Source organism: Corallococcus exiguus (assembly GCF_009909105.1).
GTDB lineage: Bacteria > Myxococcota > Myxococcia > Myxococcales > Myxococcaceae > Corallococcus > Corallococcus exiguus.
Genome location: NZ_JAAAPK010000011.1, coordinates 18,616 through 40,628, shown reverse-complemented (window position 1 = coordinate 40,628; position 22,013 = coordinate 18,616). Strand labels below are relative to the sequence as shown.

Here is a 22,013-nt window from a genome sequence, read left to right as displayed (position 1 = left end):
ACTGAAGGAGTCCGCATGTTCCTCATTCCCTTCCGTCCCGGCTTCCTGGGCCGCGCCTGCGCGGCGCTGCTCATCGCGGGTCTGGGCACCGCATGCGGTGACGACCTCCAGCCCACGCCAGGGCCTGGCGAGGACGAGAACCCCGTCGTCACGCCGCAGGACGGCGCGAACCTGAAGCACCAGGACAACGGCGACGGTTCGTTCACCTCCGTCGTCGATGCGACCGACGGGGCCGTTTGGGTGGGCATGGACCTGGATACGGGCAAGCAGGTGAGCGCGACGGAGGACGCGGTCTGGGACCTGGCCTTCCAGCGCTACACGGTGAAGGCGCGCGGGGGCGTCAGCGGCACGGGCAATGTGCAGGTGGCCATCGTGCCGGGCACGACGTTCTCGGCGCTCACCCAGGCGCCCGCGTCCGGCTACATGACGGACGCGGCGGATGGCCCGGACACCGGCGACAGCCCGGACACCGTCTTCAACCTGGGGGACGGCTGGTACGTCTACGACCTGCCGACCCATACGCTCACGCCGCGTGAGCAGCTCTACGTCGTGCGCTCGGATTCCGGGACGTACTTCAAGGTGCAGGTGCAGTCGTACTACGACGCCGCCGGCACGCCCGCGATGATGAAGCTGCTCTGGGCGCAGGTGGCCGCGCCGGCCGGGGGGCAGCCGTGATGGGCCGCACGGGGGAGGGGAGCCCGCTCGCCGCGCTGCGGGAGCGCTGGGTGGCCCTGCGTGAATCCGAGCCGCGCATGCGCATCCGCGACGCGGCGGACAAGCTTGGCGTGAGCGAGGCGGAGTTGCTCGCCACCGGCTTGAACGGCGAGCTGGTGCGGCTGGAACCGCGCCTGGACGTGCTGCTGCCCCGCCTGGAGTCGCTGGGCCGGGTGATGGCGCTCACGCGCAACGCGTCCGCGGTGCACGAGAAGAAGGGCATCTACCGCAAGGTGGAGCTGCACGGCGCCCGGGCGCTGGTGCTGGACGAGGACATCGACCTGCGGCTGTTCCTGTCGCGCTGGTGCTTCGTCTTCGCGCTGCGCGAGGACCTCTCCGGCACGGTGCGCCGCAGCTTCCAGGTGTTCGACGCCGCCGGCACGGCGGTGCACAAAATCTACCTCCAGGACGACGCGAACGTCGCCGCCTTCGAGGGGCTGGTGCGCGAGCTCCAGCACGAGGACCAGAGCCACGTGCTGGACGTGGTGCCGGTGTCTCCTCCCGCCGAGCCCCGGCCGGACTCGGAGATCGACGCGCTGGGGCTCAAGGCCGGCTGGCGCGCGCTCCAGGACACGCACGAGTTCTTCGCGCTGCTCGGCAAGTTCAAGGTGGCGCGCACGCAGGCGCTGCGGCTTGCCGGGACGGAGTTCGCGAAGCCGGTGACGCCGGACTCGCTGGGCTGGACGCTGGAGCGCGCCGCGGCGAGCGAGCTGCCCATCATGGTGTTCGTGGGCAACCCGGGCGCGATCCAAATCCACACCGGCCCGGTGCGCACGGTGCGGCCCATGGGGCCGTGGATGAACGTGATGGACCCGGGCTTCAACCTGCACGTCCGCGCGGACCACGTCCACACCGCCTGGGTGGTGCGCAAGCCCACGCGCGACGGCGACGTCACCTCGCTGGAGCTGTTCGACAAGGCGGGAGAGAACATCGCGCTGCTGTTCGGCAAGCGGAAGCCGGGCGAGCTGGAGTCCCCCGCGTGGCGGACGCTGATGGAGGAGCTGGTCCGGACGCTGCCCGCGGTGGAGGTGGCGTCATGAGGCGGACGGCCTGGAAGTGGGGCCTCGCCACGGCCCTGTTCGCGCTGGCGGCGCACGCGGCGCCTCCCGCCCCCAAGCCCGCACCGGCTCCGAAGCTCATCACCATTGGACCCGCCATCACGCAGACGGTGTTCGCGCTGGGCGCGGGCGACCGGGTGGTGGGCGTGGACGACTCCAGCGCGGCGTTGCCGGAGGCGTCGAAGGTGCGCACGGTGGGCTACCAGCGCGCGCTGTCCGCGGAAGGCGTGCTGTCGCTGGGCGCGGGCCTGCTGCTGGGCTCCGCGGAGGCCGGGCCTCCGCCGGTGCTGGAGCAGCTCACGCAGGCGGGCATGAAGGTGGAGACGTTCGCCAACGAGCCCACGGTGGAGGGGGCGCGCGCTCGCATCCAGGGCATCGCGGAGCGGCTGGGCACGCTGGAGCAGGGCAAGGCGCTGGTGGCGAAGCTGGACGCGGACCTGAAGAAGGCTGCGGACCGCGCGACGCAGGTGAAGGGCACGAAGCCGCCGCGCATCCTCGCCATCTACGCTCGCGGCGCGGGCACGATGATGGTGGCGGGCTCGGGCACCGTGGCGGACACGCTCATCCGCCTGACGGGCGGGATGAACGCGGCGGACTCGCTGCCGGGCTACAAGCCGCTGGGCGCGGAGGCCGTGGTGGCGGCGGCGCCGGAGTTCGTGCTGCTGCCCGCGAGCTCGGTGCCGTCCGTGGGCGGCGCGGAGGGGCTGGCGAAGCTGCCCGGGCTGTCGCAGGTGAAGGGCTGGAAGCTCGTCACCGTGGAGGACGTGGACTTCATGGGCCTGGGGCCCAACCTGGGCCAGGCGGTGGCCCGCGTGCAGGACGCGCTGGCCCCGGCTTCGGCTCCGGCGAAGGGCGGCGGCAAATGAGCGCGTCGGAGGCCATGCCCGTGCCCGCTTCGCGTCCGGTGCCTTCGCGGCTGCCGGGCGCGGGGCCCTGGGGGACGCTGGGGCTGCTGCTGGCGTTGATGGTCCTGGCGTCGCTGGCGGTGGGCTCCATGACGGTGCCGCCGTCCGCCATCCTCGGAAGTCTTTGGGAGGCGCTGGGCCTGGGCGAGGCCTCCCACAAGTTGGACGCCATGCAGCGAGCGGTGCTGCTCACCTTGCGCCTGCCGCGCATGCTGATGGCCGTGATGGTGGGCGGGGTGCTGGCGACGACGGGCGCCGCGCTCCAGGCACTCTTCCGCAATCCGCTGGTGGAGCCCGGCCTTCTGGGCACCTCCAGCGGGGCGGCGCTGGGCGCGGTGCTGGCCATCGTGCTGGACGTGACGCTGGCCGCGCACGTGGGGCCTTTGCGGATGCTGGTGGTGCCGGGGGCGGCCTTCCTGGGCGCGTTGGCGGCGACGGTGCTCGCCCTGCGGCTGGGCACGGGAGGCGGGCGCACGGACGCGCCGCGCGTGCTGCTGGCTGGCGTGGCGGTGAGCGCGGGCGCGTTCGCGGGCATGGGCCTGCTCACGCACGTCGCGTCGGACGCGCAGTTGCGCACCATCACCTTCTGGAGCCTGGGCAGCCTGGGCGGCGCGTCGTGGGAGACCGTGGGCGCCGCGGCGATTCCGCTGGTCGTGACGCTGGGGTTGCTCTTGAGCGAGGCCCGGGCGCTCAACCTGATGCTCCTGGGCGAGCGTGAGGCGTGGCACCTGGGCGTGGACGTGGAGCGGCTCAAGCGAAAGCTCATCCTCGCCGCCGCGCTGGGCGTGGGAGCCGCGGTGTCGTTCTGCGGGATGATTGGCTTCGTGGGCCTGCTGGTGCCGGCGCTGCTGCGCATCGCGCTCGGTCCGGACCACCGCAGGCTGCTGGCCGCGTCCGCGCTGTCGGGGGCTTCGCTGCTGCTCGCGGCGGATCTGCTCGCGCGCACGCTGTCCTCCCCATCGGAGCTGCCGGTGGGCGCGCTCACGTCGGTGCTGGGCGTGCCCGCCTTCATCGGACTGCTCGCGCGCAAGGGGGCGGCATGAGCCTGGAAGCTCGCGGCATCGAGGTGTGGCGCGGGCGGGGCAGGGTGGCCGGTCCGCTGTCGCTGGAGGTCCAGCCCGGCGAGGTGTTGGCCGTGGTGGGCCCCAACGGCGCGGGCAAGTCGTCCCTGGTCGCGGCGCTGTCGGGCGAGCTGCGCTGCAAGACGGGCGACGTGTACCTGGAGGGTCGCGCGCTGCATCAGTGGCCCTATCTGGAGCGCGCACAGCGGCTGGGCGTGCTGCCGCAGGAGTCATCCCTGGGCTTCGGCTTCACCTCGCTGGAGGTGGCGGCCCTGGGCCGCAGCCCGCATGCCCGGCGTGGCGGTGACGCGTCCGACCTGGACATCGCCCGCGCGGCGCTGGATGCCACGGACACGCAGCACCTGGCCTCGCGCGCGTACACCACGCTCTCCGGTGGCGAGCGGCAACGCGTGCAACTGGCTCGCGTGCTGGCCCAGCTGTGGACGCCGCCCGCGCACGGCCACCGCTACCTGCTGCTGGACGAGCCGACGGCAAGCCTGGACCTGTCCCACCAGCACCTGGTGCTGGAGCGTGCCCGCGCCTTCGCGCAGGACGGCGGCGCGGTGCTCGCGGTGTTGCATGACCTGAACCTGGCCGCGCGGTACGCGGACCGCATCGCGGTGTTGGACCAGGGCCGGTGCGTGGAGACGGGCACGCCTTCGGGCGTGCTGACGCCCGGCCTCATCGCGGGCACCTTCGGGTTGCAGGTGGAGGTGGTGTCGCGGCCGGACCTGCCCGGACCGCTGGTGATTCCCCTGGGCCGCGCACCCGCGCCGCCCTGACACACGGCCTTCCTCCCGCGAGGAGGGTGTCCACGCGCGAGAACGCCCCTCCAAGGCCACGCGTCGGACCCTCCTCGCGGAAGGACGTTGTGCCCTTCACACGCGGGCCACGCGCTCCCGCGTCGCGCGCCTTGGACGCGCCTGGGCCGGCTCCGGACGCAGGTAGCCGACCGCGAGCGCGGCGATTTCATCCACGAACGCATCGTCCTCCACGTAGTCCGGCCGGTCCGTCAGCGCCGTATGGCACAGCGCCTCCACGGTGTTCACCAGGATGAAGACCGCCATGTCCAGGTTCCGGGGGCGCAGGTCCTCGAAGCGGGGCGCGAGGAACGCACGCACCAGCCGGTGCAGCCGCTGCGAGTACGCATCCGACAGGCCCCACTGCCGCATCCGCGGCATCAGCTCGTGAAGCACCTGCTGCAGGCGAGGGTTCTCCCGCTTCACCGCGAGCACCTGCCGGATGATGGCGCGCATCGCCACCGGAAGCGGCTGCCCGGCGAGCGGCACCAGCCCGGACTCGAAGTCCGCCAGCGACCGCGCGCGGTGCTGCTCCATCAGCGCCGTCACCAGCCCCTCCTTGCTGGGAAAGTATTGGTAGAGCGAGCCCACGCTCACCCCCGCCTCCTGGGCGATGCGGTTGGTGCTCGCGGCCTCGTAGCCGTCCCTGAGCAGAACGCGAGCAGTCGCGGTGAGGATGGCGTCAACCGTGGCCTGCGCCCGCTCCTGGCGGGGCGCTCTGCGACGGGAGGGAGGGGGACGGCGGGGCATGAGGCCTCCTCAAGGGAATGTGAGCACCACGCGAGTTGAGAACGTGAGCGATCGCTCACATTCTAACCCCATGCAAACGACCTCGTCCCAGTCCCCTGTTCGTTCGTCTGTCTCGCCGTCCGCCCCGAGGGGCAAGGCCTTCCCCTACGCAGGCCACCGCGCGCTCGTGACGGGCGCGTCGTCCGGCCTGGGGGTGGAGTTCGCCCGCGAGCTGGCGGCGCGAGGGATGGATCTCATATTGGTGGCCCGCTCCGAGGACCGGATGCGCGCTCTGGCAGCGGAGCTGACGGAGGCCCACCACATCCAGGTGGAGGTCATCGCGTTGGACCTGGGCCGCGAGGGCGCGGGCCGCGAGCTGTACGCGCGCTGCCAGGAGAAGGGCCTGCGGGTGGATCTGCTGGTGAACAACGCGGGCTTCGGCACGCACGGCGCCTTCGACGCGGCGCCGTTCGCGCGGCAGCACGAGCAGGTGATGCTCAACGTCACGTCACTGGCGGACACCAGCCACCTGTTCCTGCCGGACATGCTCGCGCGCGGCGTGGGCGGCATCCTCAACGTGGCGTCCATCGCGGGCTTCCAGCCGGTGCCGTACATGGCCATCTACGCGGCCAGCAAGGCGTTCGTGCTGTCCTTCACGGAGGCGCTGTCGGAGGAGACGCGCGAGCGAGGCGTGCGTGTGCTCGCGCTGTGCCCGGGCCCCGTGAAGACGGCCTTCTTCGAGGTGGTGGGCACCCAGCAGGCCGCGGTCGGTCCCATGGCGACAGCGGAGGAGGTGGTGCTGCACGCCCTCAAGGCACTGGACCAGGGCCGCGCGTCGGTGGTGCCGGGGTGGCGCAACTGGATGCAAGCGAACCTGACGCGCTTCACGCCGCGCTGGCTGGGCCTGCGCGTGGCGGCCGGGATGATGCGGCCTCCGGAGACGGTGGGCACGGGCACCGCGCGGCTCGCGCCGTAGCGGCGTGCCCAGGCTCAGGATGCCGGACGCCGTTTCAGCACTGGCGGCGTGGGCGAGTCCAGGGCAGCGGCGAGCTGCGGGTCGGTGAGTTGGAAGAAGGCCTCGCTGCGCTGGGCCCACTTGCCAGTGAAGACGAACGAAGCCCTCCAGCTCCGAAGGACTGATGCCACCACGAAAGGCCACCACGGCCGGGTCGAGCCACTACGCCGTGTCGATGGCGCCCTCAGCCGTCGCGAACTCCAGACCCCGTCCTTCCGGCGCCCGGACGTGCAGCGACTTGCACAGGGGTTGGCATGGCCTGAAGTTCTCCGCGAGGAGCACAGCGCCGCCCACCGGGCACGCTTTCCGGAAACCTGTCCGACTGTCGGACAGGGATGCGTCGCATGAAGCCCCACCTCGATGGTGGGCCGCGGTCGTGGCCGTACGCGGACACGAAGGTGGGGCACGGGCAGAGGCCCCTGCCCGGGGTCGGTTACCTCAAGACCTGTCCGACAGTCGGACAGGGATGCTCCGCATGAAGCCCCACCTCGATGGTGGGCTGCGGTCGTGGCCGTACGCGGACGCGAACGTGGGCACGGACAGATGCCCCGCCCGGGGCCGGTTGCCTCAAAACCTGTCCGACAGTCGGACAGGTTTTTGCCGCATGCGGCCCGCGAACTTGTCCGACAGTCGGACAGGTTTTTCTCCGACCGGGCCCGGAGGGTGCCCCCTGGCTGGCAATGAGAAGGGTGGGCCCGCACGTCCATGTCAGACCCCTGTGGTTGGATGGCGATGCTGTGACGAGGAGGGGGAATGGGGATGGAACGGCGAGGACTCGTGGCCTATGTGGAGGCGCAAATCGAGCGCGATATCGCGCTGGGGCGTCTGCACCCGAGCGGACAATTCGGCTCCGAAGCGAAGCTGGCGCGCCGCTATGAGGTGTGTCGGGGCACCATCCGCGAGGCGCTGCGGCGGCTGGCGGCGCGAGGCCTGGTGGTGCAGCGCTCCGGACGCAAGACGCGCGCGGTGCCGCTGGATGAGTCGCTGACGCTGGAGAACCTGGGGCTGGCGCTGCATGACGCGAGCAACCCGGATGCCCGGTGGCTTCTGGAGGGCTACTTCAGCCTCAAGCGGCAGGTGCTGGTGGAGCTGCTGGCCGACTGCTGCGCGAGGGCCTCGGACCTCGACCTGGACCGGCTGGGGAGCACGTGCTACCAGCTCCAGGACGCGGCGCACTGGGAGTCAGGGGAAACCTGCGCGCAGGTGGAGTTCGAGTTGCTGCGGCATGCGGCGCGGGTGGCGGCGCGTCCCGGGCACGTGCTCCTCGTTCAGTCCCTGCAGCGGGCCTTCCTGGGAGGAGCCGCCCAACTGCTGCCGCTCATGGGCGGAGAGGCGCTGCGTGAGTGGGCCTTCCGCGCGATGGCGATTCTGAACGAGCGCGACGTGCAGGCACTTCAGCATGAGCTGCCAGCGCTGCTGAAGGCTCGCGATGAGCGCGTGCTGAATGCCTTCGCTCCTGCTCCTCAGGGGCGCTCATCCTCTCAGGACAACCGCGCCCAGGAGGAAATCCCCCCTGCCCCTGCATCAGCCACCGCGCAGGTCAATGCAGTGGAAGCACGCCCCGGCGTGGAGGAGCGTGGCCTTGACTGTCCCACCCCAGCAGTCGAGAGCAGTGAGGGGCTCGTCCAGGAACACGGCTTCCGCGTGGAGCAAACCAGCGGGCCGCTACGGTCTCCAGCATCCATCGGGCTCGTACCCTGTGAGCCAGATGGGGCGTGTGACGGGGATTCGGTGAGCGCGGCCGTGGGCGACGTGTCCTGCTGTCGGACAGGTTCTGCCGCCTTGGGAGTGGAGGAGCAACTCGTGCCCAGGGGCTCTCGCGGTTTCTCTCAGGGGGCGGGGCACACGGACGCGGGTCCGCTTCACGGCGGCCGGGTCCCCCTGGGCTGGTGGGCTGCTCGCCTCTGGCGATTCATTGCCATGACCCTGGGTCTGCCTGCTTCGTGAGTGGCGACAGCCCCTGCGTCCTCTGTTGTTCCTGCGGCGACTTGCGTCTGGCTAGCTGCTCAAGGAACCGCCTTCGTGGAGGCGGGCGCGAAGGCCTCTCGCAGCACCTTCGCCTCCAGCGAACGGTAGATGTTGGCGTGGAGCAGGTCGGGATGGGGTTCGTACTTCCACTTCAGTCCCGTGGGCGCGTTCGCGCGGAACGCTTCGGCCAGGCGTCCGGCTTCGGCTGCGACGTCGTCGCCGGCGGACGCCATGTAGAGCGTGGCCTTCAGGCCCGGCCTTGCCTTGAGCTGGTCGCCGGCCTTGCGCACCCATTCCTCGTTGTTCCACCAGAGGCTGGGGCTCAGCGCGATGGATGTGCCGAACATCCCGGGCTGGAGGAAGAACGTCTCCATGATGAACAGCCCCGCGAGCGACTCGCCGATGATGGCCGTCTCGTCGGTGACGCGGTACTTGCGGCGGACGTGGGGCATCAGTTCGTCGCGCAGGAAGGCGCGGAACGCCGCGGAGCCACCCACGCGCGGGGCGATCTTCTTGTCCTCCGCGACCTGCGTGGGGCCGGTCATGTCCCGGCGCCGTTCGGTGTTCTCGATGCCTACCAGGATGACGGGCCGCATCTCCCCAGCGCGGATGGCGGAGTCCACCGTGGTGGCGACGTGCGGGAAGTCCTCCTGTTCGCCGCCGTCGGGCATGTAGAGGACGGGGTAGCGCACGCCCTTCGCCGAGTCATAGCCGGGCGGCGTGTAGACGTTGATGCGCCGCGGTTCCCGGAGCTTCTTCGACGGCAGCGTGAAGGTCGCGTGCGGAGGCATCGGCTCCGTTTCAGCGGCATGGGTCACGCCGCTGACAAGGACGACGGCGAGCAGGAACAGACGGACACACCGCATGGGCTGCCACCTCTGGAAGGGATGAATGCTCGGGTTCTTCAGCGCCGGGACGGCGAACGGGACGACGAGGACGAGGACTTCGCCTTGGGCACGCGCCGGGCGACGAAGAGGGTGTGCCGCGGCCCCTTGGTGCCGTGCGCCGTGGGGTGGAGGAGGTTGACGGTGAAGCCCACCTCTTCCAGCAGCTTCACGTACGCGGGCGAGGGCCCGGCGCTCCACACCACCAGCGTTCCGTTGGAGCGCAGGGAGTTGAAGGCGTGCGACACGCCGGTGAGGTCGTAGAGGCTGTCGTTGTCCGGGTGGGTCAGGGCCTTCGGGCCGTTGTCCACGTCGAGCAGGATGGCGTCGAAGGCGCCCTGCTGCCTGCGCATCACCTTGCCCACGTCACCCTCCACCACGGTGACTCGCGGGTCCTCCAGCGGCGCGTTCGCTAGCGACGCGAGCACACCCCGGTTCCACTCCACGACCGGGGACATCAGCTCCGCGACAACGATGCGGGCGCCCGGTCCCAGGCGGTCGAGCACCGCGCGGACCGTGAAGCCGAAGCCCAGCCCGCCCACGAGCACCCGGGCGGGCGCGTCCGCCGCGAAGTTCGCGCAGCCGGCGTCGGCCATGGCCATCTCCGAGCCATGCTGGCGGCTGGACATCAACGTCTGGCCGCGCACGCGCAGCACGTACTCTTCGTCCCGCTTGGCGAGCACGACCTCGCCCACGTCCGGCAACTGCGCTCGCTCCACTGTTTCCCAGGGCTTCATGCCAGCGCTCTTCGCGCGACCGGGCCTCCGGGTCAAGTCGCCGCCTTGACACCCCGGGACGTGCCTGCGAAATGCGGACGACCGCCCCCACCCCATGGAACGCAACGGACGACAGGCGTGGCCCCCGGAGCTCTCCGAGCCCTTGCGCGAGGTGGACCGCCTGCGCCGGGGAGGCCGCTACACGTCGGCGCTGGCGCTGGCGCGGACACTGGCGGAGGCGCATCCGACGCAGGTGCGGGGGCTGGTGGAGGTGGGGCTGACGCTGGGGGTGTGGGGTGGCCAGCCGGCGGAGGCGCTGCCCTGGTTCGACCGCGTGCTGGAGCTGGCGCCGGGCCACGTGGCCACGCGCTACCACCGGGCGCTCACGCTCGCTCGACTGGGCAGGCACGCGGAGGCGGTGGAGGAGTTCGCGCAGGTGGAGGCCGCGGGGTTCCGCAAGGCGCTGGTGCTGCACATGAAGCGCGCGGAGTCGCTCGAAGTGCTGGGGCGGCTGACGGAGGCGGAGGCGGACTGGACGGCGGCCCTGGCGGAGGACCGGGGCAATCCGTGGCTGCTCCAGCAGCGGGCCCGGAGTCGCACCCGCGCGGGGCGGATGGATGCCGCGGAAGCGGACCTCACCGAAGCACTCGCGTCCCAGGTCGGTGACGCGGTGGATCCCGAACTGCTGCACGAGCGGGGCGTGCTCAGGCTTCAGCGTGGCGATGTCACGGGCGCTCGCGCGGACTTCGACGCGGGGCTCCAGGCCTTCCGCGTGGGTGACCCGCCGTCGCTGCTGGACGCGCTTCGACGTGGGCTCCAGGACGCGGCATCCCGTGAGGACGGGACGCGCTGAGCGCTGCTGTCCTCGGGACTGCCGTGCTGCCTCGGATGGCTACGCGTGCTCGACTTGTGCCGGCGCGGGACGGCCGCCGACACGGTTCGAGACCGCGAAGATCCCGGCTCCGACCAGTGTGAGCGCGACGGCGGCCCAGGCCGGCGCGAGGTATCCATACCCGGCCGCGATGACCACGCCGCCCAGCCATGCTCCCGCGGCGTTGGCGATGTTCAGGGCGGAGTGCGACATCGACGCGGCCAGCGAGGGCGCACCGGGCGAAGCCTCCATGAGCCGCACCTGCACCGCGGGCGCGAGGAACTGCGCCGAGATGCCGATGAGGAACACGAGCGGGACCGCCGCCCAGGGCGACGTCGCCGTGAGCGCGAACAGGGCCATCACCAGCGTCGTCGCGCCAAACCCCACCCACATCGCGAGCGACACCGAATGGTCCGTCAGACGGCCTCCCAGCATCGCCCCGGTCGTCATGCCCACGCCAAAGAGGGCGAGCACCCACGGCAGCGCCGACTCGGGCAGGCCCGACGCGAACGTCAGCGTCGGCGCGATGTAGCTGTAGACCGCGAACAGCCCTCCGAAGCCCACCGCGCCCACCAGCGACGTCCACCACACCTGCGGCTGCTTCAGCGCGGACAACTCCTGACGGATGCTGCTGCCTCCCAGTGACGCCACGTGTGGCACCCACAGCCACAGGGCCGCGAGCGTCACCAGTCCGATGGCACCGACCAGCAGGAACGTGCTCCTCCAGCCCAGCTGCTGCCCCAGGAACGTCGCCACCGGGACGCCGATGATGTTGGCGACGGTGAGCCCGGCCATGATCAGCGCCACCGCGCGCCCTTTGCGCCCGGCTCCCAACAGCTCGGCTCCCACGACGGAGGCCACCCCGAAGTAGGCGCCGTGCGGCAGGCCCGCCATGAACCGGGCCACGACGAGCGTGTCGAGGGTCGGTGCCAGCGCCGAGGCCGTGTTGCCCAGGGTGAACGCCACCATCAACAGCAGCAGCAACGCCCGGCGCGACATCCGAGCGGTCACGATGGCGACCAGCGGCGCTCCCACGACCACGCCCAGCGCATAGGCGGCGATGACATGCCCGCTCCGGGGAATCGTCGTCCCCAGCCCGCTCGCGATCTGCGGGAGGATGCCCATGGTGGCGAACTCGGTCGTCCCGATGCCGAAGCCACCCAGGGACAGCGCCAGGAGCGCCCTTCCTACGTCTTGCTGCTTCATGGGGGGCCCCGTATCAGGTCGGCGGACGCCTGTCGCTTCGGGGCTCAACCCTCGCGGGGGATGGGCTCGAACTCGATCGTCTTCCCGTGGGGGCGCACGTAATAGAGGTGGATGCGCAGGTGCGGGTACGCCGTCTGGAGCTCCTTCGCGCCGAAGTGCAGGTCCTTCAGCTGCTGCTCCACGGCGATGTCCGGGCCCAGCGCGCTGTGCTTCGCGTGGTAGTAGCCGCACCCCGCGTGCGCCAGCAGCAGCACGTCCTCGATGTGGTGGCCTTCGATGAGGAAGCGGGCGGCCTTCGTGAAGCCCTCGCTCTCCAGGTAGTCCGACGCCCAGCGGTTGAGGAGCGCGGGGCCTCCAGGAAGGGTGAGCGTGTCGATGCGCGGGTGGCCCAGGTGCCGGGCCAGGTCCTCCACGGCCTCGGTGAAGCGCCCGTCCGAGCAGTACACGGCCAGGGTCTTCGGGTGGACCGCTTCAAAGGGGACGCGGGAGACGAAGGGTGCGGACATGCGCCCCAGGTTAATGGCTCCCGGCCTCCACGAAAGCGCCTTGTGTCCCGCGGCACTCCCGGGGCGCGGGTGGGACATGGACTCAGCCCTCGCGAATGGCCCGGGCCTCGAGCGCGGCACGGGCCCGCTCCGCGAGCCGGAGGCTGTCGGGAAGCTCCCGGCCCAGCAGCCTGGGGACGCCCACGGCCAGCGCCACCGCGTTGCTGTAGAAGCACGCCTGCGCCCGCGACAGGTCCGCGAGCGGCAGCACGCGCTCCACCACCGGCAGGCCCTCCACGGACGCCATGGCCAGCAGCACCGCGCGCGCGATGCCTGGCAGGCACGGCGCGGACAGCGGCGGGGTGACGAGCGCGCCGTCCAACTGCACGAAGAGGTTGGCCGTGGGCAGCTCGCAGACCTCCGCTGCCTCGTTGGTGAGCACGGGCATCCACGGCAGCAGCGCGTGCTGGCGGAAGTACGCCAGGCCCTTGTGGTTCACCGTGCGTTCCGCGCGCCGGTAGGCCCCGGCCTCCACGCCTTCCAGTTCGCGGCCCTGCCGGTGCAGGGCTTCGAGCTCCGCGGGGAGGGGACGGAAGGTGCACAGCACGTGACCGTCGCTGACCGCGAGCTTGCCCACGCCGGTGAAGCGGGGACCCATCGCCGCATCCGCGGTGAGACAGCGGCGCAGGGCTTCCCGCACGGCGTCCTCGCGGAGGAGCGAGGGCGCCGGAGCGCGCACCGCCGTGGAGAACGCGTCCAGGCTTCCGCGCAGGCGGGACAGGTGCCGTGCGAGGAACCTCGGCTGCCCGGCGTCGATGCGGAACGTGGTGAAGAAGCCCGCGCCGAAGAAGAAGCCCTGGGAGAAGTCGTGCAGGCGCAGGTCCTCCCAGCGCTGGACGACGCCATCGACGGAGACGGTGGAGAACATGATCAGGCCTGGAGGACGGCGGGCAGGTAGCCGTCGAGCGGTGCCGTGGCGGTGCTCGGGATGCGCAGCTTCACCCGGTCGGGTCCCACGCTGAAGGTGTCCCAGGAGAAGAGGAACAATCGCCGCTCGCGAACGCGGTCATGGACGTCCGCCCAGGGAATGCACAGCGGCGGGTGGCCCAGGCGAAAGAGGAAGAACACCGCGAGGTAGAGCCCCCGCGCGTCGCCGCCCAGGGTGAGGCAGTTGCCGTACGACACCCCGCCCACCTCGCCGGAGACGAAGGAGCTGCACGGAAAGCCTCCGCCCTTGTCCAGACGGTAGTCCCGCGCGAGCCGCCGCCAGCCTCCCATCGCGGCGAGGACGTACGAGACGAGCACGAACATCCCCGGGAACATGACGAAGAAGAGCCACGGCGGCAGATGAAAAGCGGGCTGCGGGTGCATGGCCTCATTCTAGGCCAGCGCCAGGCTTCACGGGCTGGCTGCATCGCCGAGCGGAAGGCTCGCGGAGGCCGCCGGGATGCCGGGCAGCGTGAAGAAGAACGCGGCGCCGTGGCCCGGCTGGCTCTCCACCCAGACGCGGCCGCCGTGGGCCTCCACCAGCCCCTTGACGATGGCGAGCCCCAATCCGGCGCCCGCCTTGCGCGTGTGGATGGCCTGCCAGAAGCGGTCGAACACGTGGGGCATCGACTGCGAGTCGATGCCCGGCCCCGAGTCCTTCACGCGGAAGCACACATGGTCCCCCCGGCGCTCGGCCTTCAGGAGGATGTGGCCCCCGGCCGGGGTGAAGCGGATGGCGTTGCCCACCAGGTTCTGGAAGACGCGCATCATGCGTGCCCGGTCCGCGCGCACCTGGGGGAGGTCCGGCTCGGACTCCACTTCGAGCCGCAGCGCCTTGTCCGCCGCCAACAGCTCGTTCAAGGCCTGCACCTGGTGGAGCAGCCGGGGCACGTCCAGCGGCTCCACGTCCAGCACCGTGCGCCCTGACTCCACGCGCGCGACCTCCAGCAGGTCGTCGATGAGCCCCTCCATGTTGCCCACCACGAGGCGGACCTTGCGCAGGGCCTCCGTGGCATGGGCCTCCTGGTGCGTCCGGACCAGGCTGCGCTCCGCGGATTGGGACAGGAGGGTGATGGTGTTCAGCGGCGCGCGCAGGTCATGGGAGACGATGCCCAGCGTCTCGTTCCGCTCGGCGATGGCCTGCTTCGCGGTGCGGTACAGCCGCGCATTCTCCAGCGCCAGCGCGGTCCGCCGCGCCAGCTCCTCCACGAGCGGAAGGCTCTCCTTCCCGTAACGCAGGCCCGGGTGCGCGGACACCAGCAGCAGCACGCCCAGGGAATGGTCCTGGAGGGCCAGCGGCACGGCCACCGCGGACTCCACTCCGGGGCTGTCCGCGGAGGGCCCCTGCAGGAGCCCCCCCGACCCCGTGCGCAGCGCCTGCGCCACGGTCCGCCCCAACACGGTCTCGGCTCCAGGGGCGCATGCCGCTCGCAGCGCGTCCGCCAGTCCGTGCGTCACGGCGGCGACCTCGGTGGAGGACTCCTCATCCAGACAGCCACTGCGCGTGGAGATGGCGCAGCCGTCCGCGAGCGTGGGCACCGCGAGCGTCACCACGGTGCGGACCACCTCTCCGCAGTCCAGCGAGCGCGTGCTGGCGGCGCCCATGTCGGAGAGGAAGCGGCCCCACAATTCGACGCGCCGCTTTTCGGTGATGTCTCGGAAGTAGACGGAGAGCCCCTCCGGGGACGGGTACGCCACGACGCGCAGCCAGCGGCTGTCCACGAGCGAGGGTTGCTCCTCCTCCACGGGGAGCTGCGCCGCCGTCGCCCGGCGCACCAGGGCCGCCATGGCCGAGCCGTGGTCGCTGGAGAAGACCTCCTCCAGCCGCCGACCCAGCAGCACCTCGCGCTTGAGGCCGAAGTGGGTCTCCGCGGGCCGGTTCACATAGGTGAAGCGCCCGTCCCGGTCGAACGCGGCGAAGCCGTCGGTGATGCGCTCGAGCACCGCGTTCATCCGCTCGCGCGCGACCTCCGCCTCCTCGCGGGCGGCCTCTTCCCGAACCAGCCGGTTGCGCGCCTCGTCTGCTTCGTAGCGGGCGGTGATGTCCTCGTGGGCCATCACCACGCGCAGCGGGCCCGACCCGACGAAGCGCGTGGCGCGCAGCAGGAACCAGCGCCGTTTGCCTCCTCCAGGCTCGTGGCACGGGTAGTCCAGGAGGAACGACTCGCTGCGGCCCGCGAGGATGTCGCGGATGCCTTGCGCCACGGCGGCGGCTTCCTCGGCGTACTCGCCCCGTGCGTTCTCGGTCACCTCCAGGTAGTTCGCGCCCACGCCGCAGCGGCTGTCCCCGTCCGCGCAGCCGTTGTCGCGCGCGAAGCGCCTCCAGGCGGCGTTGACGGCGATGATGGTGCCCTGTCCATCCAGGATGGCGATGTGCGTGGACAGCGAGTCGAGCGTGGAGCGCAGGAACTTCTCCGACGCATGCAGTGCACGTTCGGCGCGCTTGCGGGGACTGACATCCCGGAAGCAGACCGTGAGGCCTCCCGAGGAGGGGTACGCCCGCACGTCCAGCCAGGCATCGAGGGGTTCGTAGTAGGACTCGAACGCGACATGGACCTGCTCCGTGAGCGCCCGCCGGTACTCCTGCTCGAACAAGGAGCCGCGCGCCTCGGGGAACTCCTCCCACACGTCGCGCCCGAGGAGTTCCGCGCGCGGGCGGCGCAGCATCCACTCGCTGCTCGAGTTGAGGTAGGTGAAGCGCCAGGAGCGGTCGAGCGCGAAGACCGCGTCCGAGATGCGCTCCAGGGCATCGAGGGCCTGGATGGATGAGGGAGCCTCTGACGCCGGGCGCTCAAGCGAGGTCCGTTCGTGGCCCTGTCGCACGGCCATTCCTCCACCCCCTCATGAAAGACACTTGAGGGAAGTATGGGAGTTGCTGCCGCGCGAAGCCGCGCGAGGACGGCTCCCCGCTCGTGGGCCAGTCCCGTCCCCGGAAGGGGAGCGCCCCCCTGCCCGCGGGCCTGGAAGCCCACGGAGAAGGGGAGCCTGTGAGGCGGACGTCAGGTGTCCTGCTCGCGGGCGTCGCAGGCCGGGCTCACCCCGCGTGGCGGATGCCTTGCTCACCGGAGCGGTGCGCCAGTTGGAGGATCTCCTCCTCCGACAGCTGCTCCGTCTTGATGATGTTCCGGTCCGCCTTGAGCTGTTCCACCTGGCCCTCACGCAGGACGTGGAACTGGCCGGTCTTCTGTGGAGGCAGCCGCACCGAGGGGTCCACGCGCGCTTCCGAGAACATCGGCTTGAGCTTCTTGAGCGCCACCTCTTCCTTCACGCGGCCCGCGAACCAGGCGCGCACGTTGTCGCGGCACTTGTAGTCCAGGTCGCCCGGGCTCTGCGTCGCGAGCATCACGCCGACGCCGGCCGAACGCGCCCGCCGGAGCAGGTTCTCCATGGGCTGCTTCGTGGCGGGGACGCTCATGGCGGGCAGGTAGATGTCCGCCTCGTCGAAGAGCAGCACGGCCTGGAGCTTCGGGGAGGGGTTCTGGCTGGCCCAGCGATTGGCCTCCACCAGCAACTGTGACACCCAGAACAGCGAACTGTGCAGTCCGCCCAGGAACTTGGTGCTGATGATGGTGAGCCGCGTCTTGCCCGGCACCCTCGCGGTGCCCAGGCCCAGCAGCTCGTTCATGTCGAGCTTCTCGCCGTTGTTGGAGAGCAGGGTCTGCGCGTTGAGTCGCAGCGTCGCCAGGTCCTGCGCCAGCTTGGTGAAGACCTTGTCATCCAGCCCATGCGCCTCCTGGACGAGCGCCATGTCCTGCGCGGCGACGAAGCGCTGGATGAGGTCCAGGGTGATCTCCTTGCCGGACGGACGCTGCACCAGCAGCCGCAGCGCCAGGGCCAGCAGGGCCTTCGCGGCCCTGTCCCGGGCACCACTCTTGTACTCCAGCATGGTGGAGAGGGCGTCCGCGGCCTGTTGGAGGATCTGGTCGCGCTCCTCGGGCGAGAGCTTGTCGAGCCCTCGGGGCACCACCGGAATCGACAGCGGGCGTCCGTCCGAGCGGCCCGGCGTGTAGAGCGCTACGTCCACGCGCTCCCGCAGCAGCTTGCGGCGCTCGACCATCATCGGGTCGTCCAATGCCTCCTCCCATGCTGTGTCGTTCGCGTAGGCGGCGAGGTCGCCCTTGCGGTCCACGAGGATGGCGGGGATGCCTTGAATCAACAGCTGCTCGACCAGGTTCAGCGCGAGCGTCGTCTTGCCGCTGCCGGGCCCTCCGAGGAAGGCGCTGTGCTGCTTCAGTTCATCCGGCTGGATGTAGACGGTGTTGGAGAAGACGCCTTCGGAGATACCCACGCGCATCTGGCCCTTGGGACCGTCGTCCTTCTTCGACTTGCTGGTGGGCTCGGGGGCCCTGTCCGGCTTGACCGGCAGAATCTGGCTGGCCGGCGTCACCTCCCACTCGGACTCGCCGTCGGACACGACGGATTCATTCACGGCGCCGGGCCTGGCCACCAGGGGCGCGGGAGGCGTGACAGCGGCGGGAGCGTGCTTCTCTAGCGCCAGCAGGTCCGTGATGCCTTGGAGCCGTGTCACCGGGCGGGCCACGCGGCTCCACCCGAGGAACACGGACTCCACCTGCTGCTTGCGGAAGGCCTGCAACGCGAGCAGCTCCCGCAGGTCGCTGGGGGCCACCACCGCGCGCCGACCGCCCTTGCGCTGGAGCACGGCGGTCTGCTCCGCCACCATCGTGCCCAGGCTGCCGGGGAACTCCGTGGTGCGCACCAGCACGGGCAGCTTCCTGGCCGCGGTCCTGATGGCCTGGGTCATCTGCTTGCCCAGGGAGCCTCCCTTGGGCGTGTTGTTGCAGAGCGCGACATGCAGTTGTGCGTCGCCGGGCTGGGCCGTGACGTCGAGCGAGTCCCCTTCATCGCGGGCCTTCACCTTGAAGCGGTTCGGGTCGCCCAGTTCCTCCGCGCTCGCCTTGATGCCCCAGGCGAGCAACGCGGTAATGTCCGCGTCTCCTTCCGGCACCCTTGTCTTGAAGTTGGCCTTGAAGTCCGTCCAGGCCTGGTCCAGGTCCGGCGCCGGAGGCTCCTTGGGGGAGACGGTGACTCCCGTCGTGGGCGTCTGCTGCTTCTTCTCCGGCAGGGGGAACGCCGCTGGCAGCTTGCCGTCCTGGATGGCCTGTTCCCGGTAGCGGTGGCAGGCGTTCAGGATGTCTCGCGTCCGCTGTCCGCTCAGCAGTTCGAAGCCCTGGGCCGGAATGGGGTAGGTGGGCTGGGCCGGGTTGAAGGCGATGCCCTGCTGTTCGTACAGGGACTTCAACCGGCGGGCCGCGATGTCGCGCCCCGTCTGCGCGGTGACGTTGATCTCCAGGTCCACGGGTTCGGGGTTGCGCTCGATGCGGTCGAGCATCGCGCGGTTGAGGTGCGAACGCGTCGCGACCCAGAAGTCGGAGAGGCAGCAGACCACCACGATGGCCGAGGGCACCTGGGCCGCCAGCGCCACCAGCGTGCTCATCGCGCGGCGGAAGGAGGGCTCCATCTGGGGCTTCTTCTCGAAGTCGAGCATGTCCTCCACCTGGTCGACGCAGAGGACCATCGCCTTGCCGAAGATGCCCATGAGCTGACCCAACTGGATGAGCATCCGGCTGGGGGACTCCTCGGTGTTGCGAGGCACCAGGTTTCCGATGATGGCCCGGTCCTCCGGTGACATCTCCTCGCAGCGCAGCCACTGGACGATGCGGTGGTGGAAGCGGGCCTCGCGGCGCTGGAGGCAGAGCAGGGCGCGCAGGAGGTTGACGTCGATGTTGCGGAACGCAGGGTCCGCGTGCAGGTCGTCCGCGACCGCGCGGATGTTGCCGTGCAACTCCTCGTCGTCCAGCACGTCCTCGTCCGGGATGTGGGCCGCGAAGATGTTCGTGCAACGCTTCAGCACGGCCTCGGACAACAGCATCAGCCCCGTGTCCTCGACGTGTCCGTGGTCGTACGGCTTCTCCAGCGAGTCGATGACTTCCGACAGGATGTAACGGTCGTAGTGCGTCACATCGACGGTCATGGGCAGATAGCCGACGTAGCCCTTGCCGCTCTCATGCACGCTGTTGCGGAAGGCGCGCACCAGGTGCGTCTTGCCGCTTCCGGAGTCCCCCTTCAAGAGGAGGATCCTCCCGTCCTCCGGCGGCGTCTGCGCGGTGGCGCGCTTCACGAGCCGCTCGAACGCCGCGCGCGCGGGCGCATTGATGGAGGGCACGTCGAACGGATCCCGCTTCCACAGCGTCTGCCCCTGCTGGACGCTGTTGAAGATCTCGGGGCCATCGGACAGGAACGCTTTCAGACGGGCGTCATTGGACATGGGGGGCTCCTGAGAACGGGTTCCGCTTAGAGGACGACGAAGTGGAAGCTGGCGCCGGCGGCACGCACTTCGGATTCAGTGATGTCCCGGGGGTTCATGGCCGCCAGCAGGTCCGCCCGGCCCAGGGACAGCTGATGCGCGCGGTTGGCCGCGAGCAGCGCCTCGTTGAACGCAGGGCGGTCCGCCCACTCCGGCTGCAGCGCCTTCCACACGTGGGAGATGAAGACCTTGTTGTCACCGAAGCGGCCCGTAGGGGGCACGGCTCCCGCCGCGTCCAGCACCCGCCGGGCGAAAGACACCGTGTCCGTGGGCGGCGTCTTGGGGGCAACCTTCACGGCCGACTCCACGAGCTTCGGCTTGGGCGCGGAAACCTTGTCCGCCTCCGCCAGCACCCACTCCCGCATCGCCGCCATCCGCACCACCTCCGCGTCCACTCGCGGCGCTCCCACCGCGCGGGCGGCCAGTTGCTCCAAGCCGCGCTTCGGGTCGCGGACCTCCTGGCCCAGCAGCTTGCCCAACAGGTGCGCCTGCACCGCGCGCAGCGAGAACGCCTCGTCCGTCTCCACGCCCAGCTGCCGCCACAACAGCTGGTCACGCACCTGCGCCAGCGTCGGCGTCTCCGGCCCCTCCAGCCTGTGCGCCCGCTTGAGCACCAGCGCCCGCACGCCGTCCGCGTCCGATAAGCGCCCCAGCGCGGACTTGGAACCCGGCAGGCCCAGCCCCTTCGCCAGCAGGTGCTGCTGCTTCACGCGCTTCCACGTGAGCCCCTTGGGGGAATCCACCCGCAGGAACTTCAACGCCCGCTGACGGCCCGCCCCCGTCAACGCCAGCCCCGAACGGCCCCGGGCCTCCACGAGCTTGTCCTCCAGCAGCTCCGTCAGCAGCGCGTCGAACCGGCCGGTCCATTCGCCCCGGCTCCAGCGGTGCTCCACGAACGCGTGCAGCGTCTTCGTCAGCTCGTTGCGCGTGCCGGCCTTCTTCTCCGAGCGCGTCGCCAACCAGGCCAATGCCAGGCCCTGAAGCCGGGTGTCAGGAGTGTCGGTGTCCATGTCGTGGCTCCCGCCCGCCAGGCTCGCGCCCGCGGGCTTCAATCAACGTGTCGAGGGTGTGGAGGATGTGTTCCAGCTGGGACAGCACGTCCGTCGCGAGCAGCCGGTACACCCAGTAGCCCTCGCGCTGCAGGTCCAGGTCCTTGCGCCGGTCGCGGCGGAACCGCTCTGGATCCTGGAAGTGGTGGTAACCGTCGATCTCCACCGCGATGCGCAGCGAGCGGCACAGCAGGTCCACCTCCCAGCTGCGCTTGTCCTCGGGGTGCAGCCGGGTGTTGAGCTCGAAGAGGCCCGCCGTGCTCCGGTGCTCCTCCAGCCGGTCGCGCAGGTACGCCTCCGCCTTGCTCCGCGCCCGGTCCGCGCCCGCGGCGCCCGCGCCCGTCAGCACCGCCAGCGCCACCTCGGCGGCGCTCACCCGCTGCTTCTCGGGCGCGCCCGTGCGCTCCAGCTTCCGGAGCGTCGCCACCGCGCTCGCGGTCTCCGAGGGCTCCGCCGGCACCTCCAGCACGCCCTCGCGCACCAGCGCCTTCAGCCGCGTCTCCCCGCCCGCCAGGAACGCCCCCAGCGCCTCGCTGGACACCACGCACGCCACCGCGAGCGCCGGCACCGCGCTGCTCAACACCCCCGCCACCTGGAGCCCGCGGTACGATGGCGCCTCCCCCACCGCCATTCGTACCGCCGGCGCCTTCCCGGGCGGCACGAGCGCGTGCACCGCACGCAGCCCCGCGCCCAGGTTCCTCGCGAGCGCCGTGCGCACGGCATTCGGGAGCGCTCCGGGCTCCACCGCCTCACGGCCAATCACCAGCTCCCGGCACAGCGCCCACGTGGCGTCCGCCAGCATCGAGGGCGGCGGCAGCGCCTCCAGCAGCACGCGCCGCTCATGTGCTGTCTTTCCCTGGAACCGCGGCGTGTGTCTGGGATTCGCCGCCGTCAGGCTGAACGTCGCCAGCGCCTCCGCGTCCGCCCCCAGGTCCCGGGTCGCCGCCAGCGCCCGGGCCCAGCCCAGCGCCGCCTCGTGCGGGTCCTCCCCGGAGACCTCCACCACCGTCAGCCCGTGCCTCGCGGCCCACTGGCTCCAGAGGGTCCCTCCCAGGGCCTCCGGTCCCTCCAACACGCTCAGGGTCGCGATGCCTTCCGCCCGGCGCCGGGCCTGGCGGTCCAATGCATCCAGCAGCGCGACTTCACCCGCCAATGGCAAGCACTACCCCCCGGGAGTGATGGCTTCACCGCCCCTCGTGAGCAAAAGACTGCTCCCACGGGTTGGGTGAAGACAAGCCCC

At 70.8% G+C, this 22,013-nt stretch carries 20 protein-coding genes; 8 read left to right on the top strand and 12 right to left on the bottom strand.

All coding sequences use genetic code 11. From position 1 onward, the window contains the following. Nucleotides 1–15 precede the first annotated feature (15 nt). The 5 genes from GTZ93_RS32995 to GTZ93_RS32975 are packed head-to-tail and all read left to right on the top strand — an operon-like array spanning nt 16 to nt 4,520. Nucleotides 16–675, top strand: coding sequence for an HmuY family protein (locus GTZ93_RS32995; protein ID WP_139923514.1), 660 nt, complete (start codon nt 16–18; stop codon nt 673–675). Continuing rightward, nucleotides 675–1,754: a hemin-degrading factor gene (locus tag GTZ93_RS32990; RefSeq protein WP_139923513.1), complete on the top strand. Its 1,080-nt coding sequence runs from the start codon at nt 675–677 to the stop codon at nt 1,752–1,754. The genes GTZ93_RS32995 and GTZ93_RS32990 overlap by 1 nt, the downstream gene beginning before the upstream one ends. Further along, nucleotides 1,751–2,638 (top strand): heme/hemin ABC transporter substrate-binding protein, encoded by an 888-nt coding sequence (locus GTZ93_RS32985; RefSeq protein ID WP_139923511.1) that lies wholly within the window; start codon nt 1,751–1,753, stop codon nt 2,636–2,638. The genes GTZ93_RS32990 and GTZ93_RS32985 overlap by 4 nt, the downstream gene beginning before the upstream one ends. Further along, the gene (locus GTZ93_RS32980; RefSeq protein WP_139923509.1) at nt 2,635–3,720 is read left to right on the top strand and encodes a FecCD family ABC transporter permease; all 1,086 of its coding nucleotides are present in this window, start codon (nt 2,635–2,637) and stop codon (nt 3,718–3,720) included. The genes GTZ93_RS32985 and GTZ93_RS32980 overlap by 4 nt, the downstream gene beginning before the upstream one ends. Beyond that, nucleotides 3,717–4,520 carry a heme ABC transporter ATP-binding protein gene (locus GTZ93_RS32975; protein WP_120580939.1) on the top strand — a complete coding sequence of 268 codons (804 nt, stop codon included), beginning with the start codon at nt 3,717–3,719 and terminating at the stop codon, nt 4,518–4,520. Before GTZ93_RS32980 ends, GTZ93_RS32975 begins: the two co-directional genes overlap by 4 nt. A 96-nt stretch (nt 4,521–4,616) precedes the next feature. Here the strand turns inward: GTZ93_RS32975 and GTZ93_RS32970 are convergent, their stop codons facing one another. Beyond that, a complete protein-coding gene (locus GTZ93_RS32970; protein ID WP_120580940.1) occupies nt 4,617–5,288 on the bottom strand; it encodes a TetR/AcrR family transcriptional regulator in 672 nt (223 codons plus the stop codon). A gap of 70 nt (nt 5,289–5,358) precedes the next feature. On the opposite strand from GTZ93_RS32970, the gene GTZ93_RS32965 reads away from it, so the two are divergent. Further along, nucleotides 5,359–6,243, top strand: a complete 885-nt coding sequence (locus GTZ93_RS32965; RefSeq protein WP_139924183.1) for an SDR family NAD(P)-dependent oxidoreductase — start codon at nt 5,359–5,361, stop codon at nt 6,241–6,243. A gap of 14 nt (nt 6,244–6,257) precedes the next feature. Here GTZ93_RS32965 and GTZ93_RS32960 read toward each other — a convergent pair whose 3' ends face one another. After that, entirely contained in the window at nt 6,258–6,413 is a 156-nt protein-coding gene (locus tag GTZ93_RS32960) for a hypothetical protein (RefSeq protein WP_222595355.1), read from the bottom strand. A gap of 622 nt (nt 6,414–7,035) precedes the next feature. On the opposite strand from GTZ93_RS32960, the gene GTZ93_RS32955 reads away from it, so the two are divergent. Next, nucleotides 7,036–8,229 (top strand): FadR/GntR family transcriptional regulator, encoded by a 1,194-nt coding sequence (locus GTZ93_RS32955; RefSeq protein WP_161663198.1) that lies wholly within the window; start codon nt 7,036–7,038, stop codon nt 8,227–8,229. A 59-nt stretch (nt 8,230–8,288) separates the two neighbouring features. On the opposite strand, the gene GTZ93_RS32950 is transcribed toward GTZ93_RS32955, so the two are convergent. Continuing rightward, on the bottom strand, nt 8,289–9,116 hold the full coding sequence (locus GTZ93_RS32950) for an alpha/beta hydrolase (protein WP_139920210.1): 828 nt from the start codon (nt 9,114–9,116) through the stop codon (nt 8,289–8,291). A 38-nt stretch (nt 9,117–9,154) separates the two neighbouring features. Then, nucleotides 9,155–9,871 carry a spermine/spermidine synthase domain-containing protein gene (locus GTZ93_RS32945; protein ID WP_120580944.1) on the bottom strand — a complete coding sequence of 239 codons (717 nt, stop codon included), beginning with the start codon at nt 9,869–9,871 and terminating at the stop codon, nt 9,155–9,157. A gap of 94 nt (nt 9,872–9,965) precedes the next feature. Between GTZ93_RS32945 and GTZ93_RS32940 the strand changes: the two genes are divergently transcribed. Continuing rightward, nucleotides 9,966–10,703, top strand: coding sequence for a tetratricopeptide repeat protein (locus GTZ93_RS32940; RefSeq protein ID WP_161663197.1), 738 nt, complete (start codon nt 9,966–9,968; stop codon nt 10,701–10,703). A 39-nt stretch (nt 10,704–10,742) separates the two neighbouring features. Here GTZ93_RS32940 and GTZ93_RS32935 read toward each other — a convergent pair whose 3' ends face one another. The 8 genes from GTZ93_RS32935 to GTZ93_RS32900 all read right to left on the bottom strand — a co-directional run bounded on the left by GTZ93_RS32935 (nt 10,743) and on the right by GTZ93_RS32900 (nt 21,932). After that, a complete protein-coding gene (locus GTZ93_RS32935) occupies nt 10,743–11,927 on the bottom strand; it encodes an MFS transporter (RefSeq protein WP_139918154.1) in 1,185 nt (394 codons plus the stop codon). 44 nt (nt 11,928–11,971) lie between these two features. Continuing rightward, nucleotides 11,972–12,433: a carbonic anhydrase gene (locus GTZ93_RS32930; protein WP_120578369.1), complete on the bottom strand. Its 462-nt coding sequence runs from the start codon at nt 12,431–12,433 to the stop codon at nt 11,972–11,974. Between the two features lie 82 nt (nt 12,434–12,515). Next, nucleotides 12,516–13,340, bottom strand: a complete 825-nt coding sequence (locus GTZ93_RS32925; protein ID WP_139918152.1) for an aminotransferase class IV — start codon at nt 13,338–13,340, stop codon at nt 12,516–12,518. 2 nt (nt 13,341–13,342) lie between these two features. Further along, entirely contained in the window at nt 13,343–13,783 is a 441-nt protein-coding gene (locus GTZ93_RS32920) for a hypothetical protein (protein ID WP_139918150.1), read from the bottom strand. 27 nt (nt 13,784–13,810) lie between these two features. After that, nucleotides 13,811–16,228, bottom strand: coding sequence for a PAS domain-containing sensor histidine kinase (locus GTZ93_RS32915; protein ID WP_139918148.1), 2,418 nt, complete (start codon nt 16,226–16,228; stop codon nt 13,811–13,813). Between the two features lie 205 nt (nt 16,229–16,433). Beyond that, nucleotides 16,434–19,685, bottom strand: coding sequence for an ATP-binding protein (locus GTZ93_RS32910; RefSeq protein WP_139918146.1), 3,252 nt, complete (start codon nt 19,683–19,685; stop codon nt 16,434–16,436). 26 nt (nt 19,686–19,711) lie between these two features. Further along, nucleotides 19,712–20,734, bottom strand: a complete 1,023-nt coding sequence (locus tag GTZ93_RS32905) for a hypothetical protein (RefSeq protein ID WP_139918144.1) — start codon at nt 20,732–20,734, stop codon at nt 19,712–19,714. After that, entirely contained in the window at nt 20,715–21,932 is a 1,218-nt protein-coding gene (locus GTZ93_RS32900) for an endonuclease domain-containing protein (RefSeq protein WP_161663196.1), read from the bottom strand. Before GTZ93_RS32900 ends, GTZ93_RS32905 begins: the two co-directional genes overlap by 20 nt. Nucleotides 21,933–22,013 lie beyond the last annotated feature (81 nt).

Excerpts from the sequence above, each read along its gene's own strand:
- GTZ93_RS32995 (WP_139923514.1), top strand. The coding sequence starts at position 16 with ATGTTCCTCATTCCCTTCCGTCCCGGCTTCCTGGGCCGCGCCTGCGCG.
- GTZ93_RS32990 (WP_139923513.1), top strand. The coding sequence starts at position 675 with ATGGGCCGCACGGGGGAGGGGAGCCCGCTCGCCGCGCTGCGGGAGCGC.
- GTZ93_RS32985 (WP_139923511.1), top strand. The coding sequence starts at position 1,751 with ATGAGGCGGACGGCCTGGAAGTGGGGCCTCGCCACGGCCCTGTTCGCG.
- GTZ93_RS32980 (WP_139923509.1), top strand. The coding sequence starts at position 2,635 with ATGAGCGCGTCGGAGGCCATGCCCGTGCCCGCTTCGCGTCCGGTGCCT.
- GTZ93_RS32975 (WP_120580939.1), top strand. The coding sequence starts at position 3,717 with ATGAGCCTGGAAGCTCGCGGCATCGAGGTGTGGCGCGGGCGGGGCAGG.
- GTZ93_RS32970 (WP_120580940.1), bottom strand. The coding sequence starts at position 5,288 with ATGCCCCGCCGTCCCCCTCCCTCCCGTCGCAGAGCGCCCCGCCAGGAG.
- GTZ93_RS32965 (WP_139924183.1), top strand. The coding sequence starts at position 5,359 with ATGCAAACGACCTCGTCCCAGTCCCCTGTTCGTTCGTCTGTCTCGCCG.
- GTZ93_RS32955 (WP_161663198.1), top strand. The coding sequence starts at position 7,036 with ATGGGGATGGAACGGCGAGGACTCGTGGCCTATGTGGAGGCGCAAATC.
- GTZ93_RS32950 (WP_139920210.1), bottom strand. The coding sequence starts at position 9,116 with ATGCGGTGTGTCCGTCTGTTCCTGCTCGCCGTCGTCCTTGTCAGCGGC.
- GTZ93_RS32945 (WP_120580944.1), bottom strand. The coding sequence starts at position 9,871 with ATGAAGCCCTGGGAAACAGTGGAGCGAGCGCAGTTGCCGGACGTGGGC.
- GTZ93_RS32940 (WP_161663197.1), top strand. The coding sequence starts at position 9,966 with ATGGAACGCAACGGACGACAGGCGTGGCCCCCGGAGCTCTCCGAGCCC.
- GTZ93_RS32935 (WP_139918154.1), bottom strand. The coding sequence starts at position 11,927 with ATGAAGCAGCAAGACGTAGGAAGGGCGCTCCTGGCGCTGTCCCTGGGT.
- GTZ93_RS32930 (WP_120578369.1), bottom strand. The coding sequence starts at position 12,433 with ATGTCCGCACCCTTCGTCTCCCGCGTCCCCTTTGAAGCGGTCCACCCG.
- GTZ93_RS32925 (WP_139918152.1), bottom strand. The coding sequence starts at position 13,340 with ATGTTCTCCACCGTCTCCGTCGATGGCGTCGTCCAGCGCTGGGAGGAC.
- GTZ93_RS32920 (WP_139918150.1), bottom strand. The coding sequence starts at position 13,783 with ATGCACCCGCAGCCCGCTTTTCATCTGCCGCCGTGGCTCTTCTTCGTC.
- GTZ93_RS32915 (WP_139918148.1), bottom strand. The coding sequence starts at position 16,228 with ATGGCCGTGCGACAGGGCCACGAACGGACCTCGCTTGAGCGCCCGGCG.
- GTZ93_RS32910 (WP_139918146.1), bottom strand. The coding sequence starts at position 19,685 with ATGTCCAATGACGCCCGTCTGAAAGCGTTCCTGTCCGATGGCCCCGAG.
- GTZ93_RS32905 (WP_139918144.1), bottom strand. The coding sequence starts at position 20,734 with ATGGACACCGACACTCCTGACACCCGGCTTCAGGGCCTGGCATTGGCC.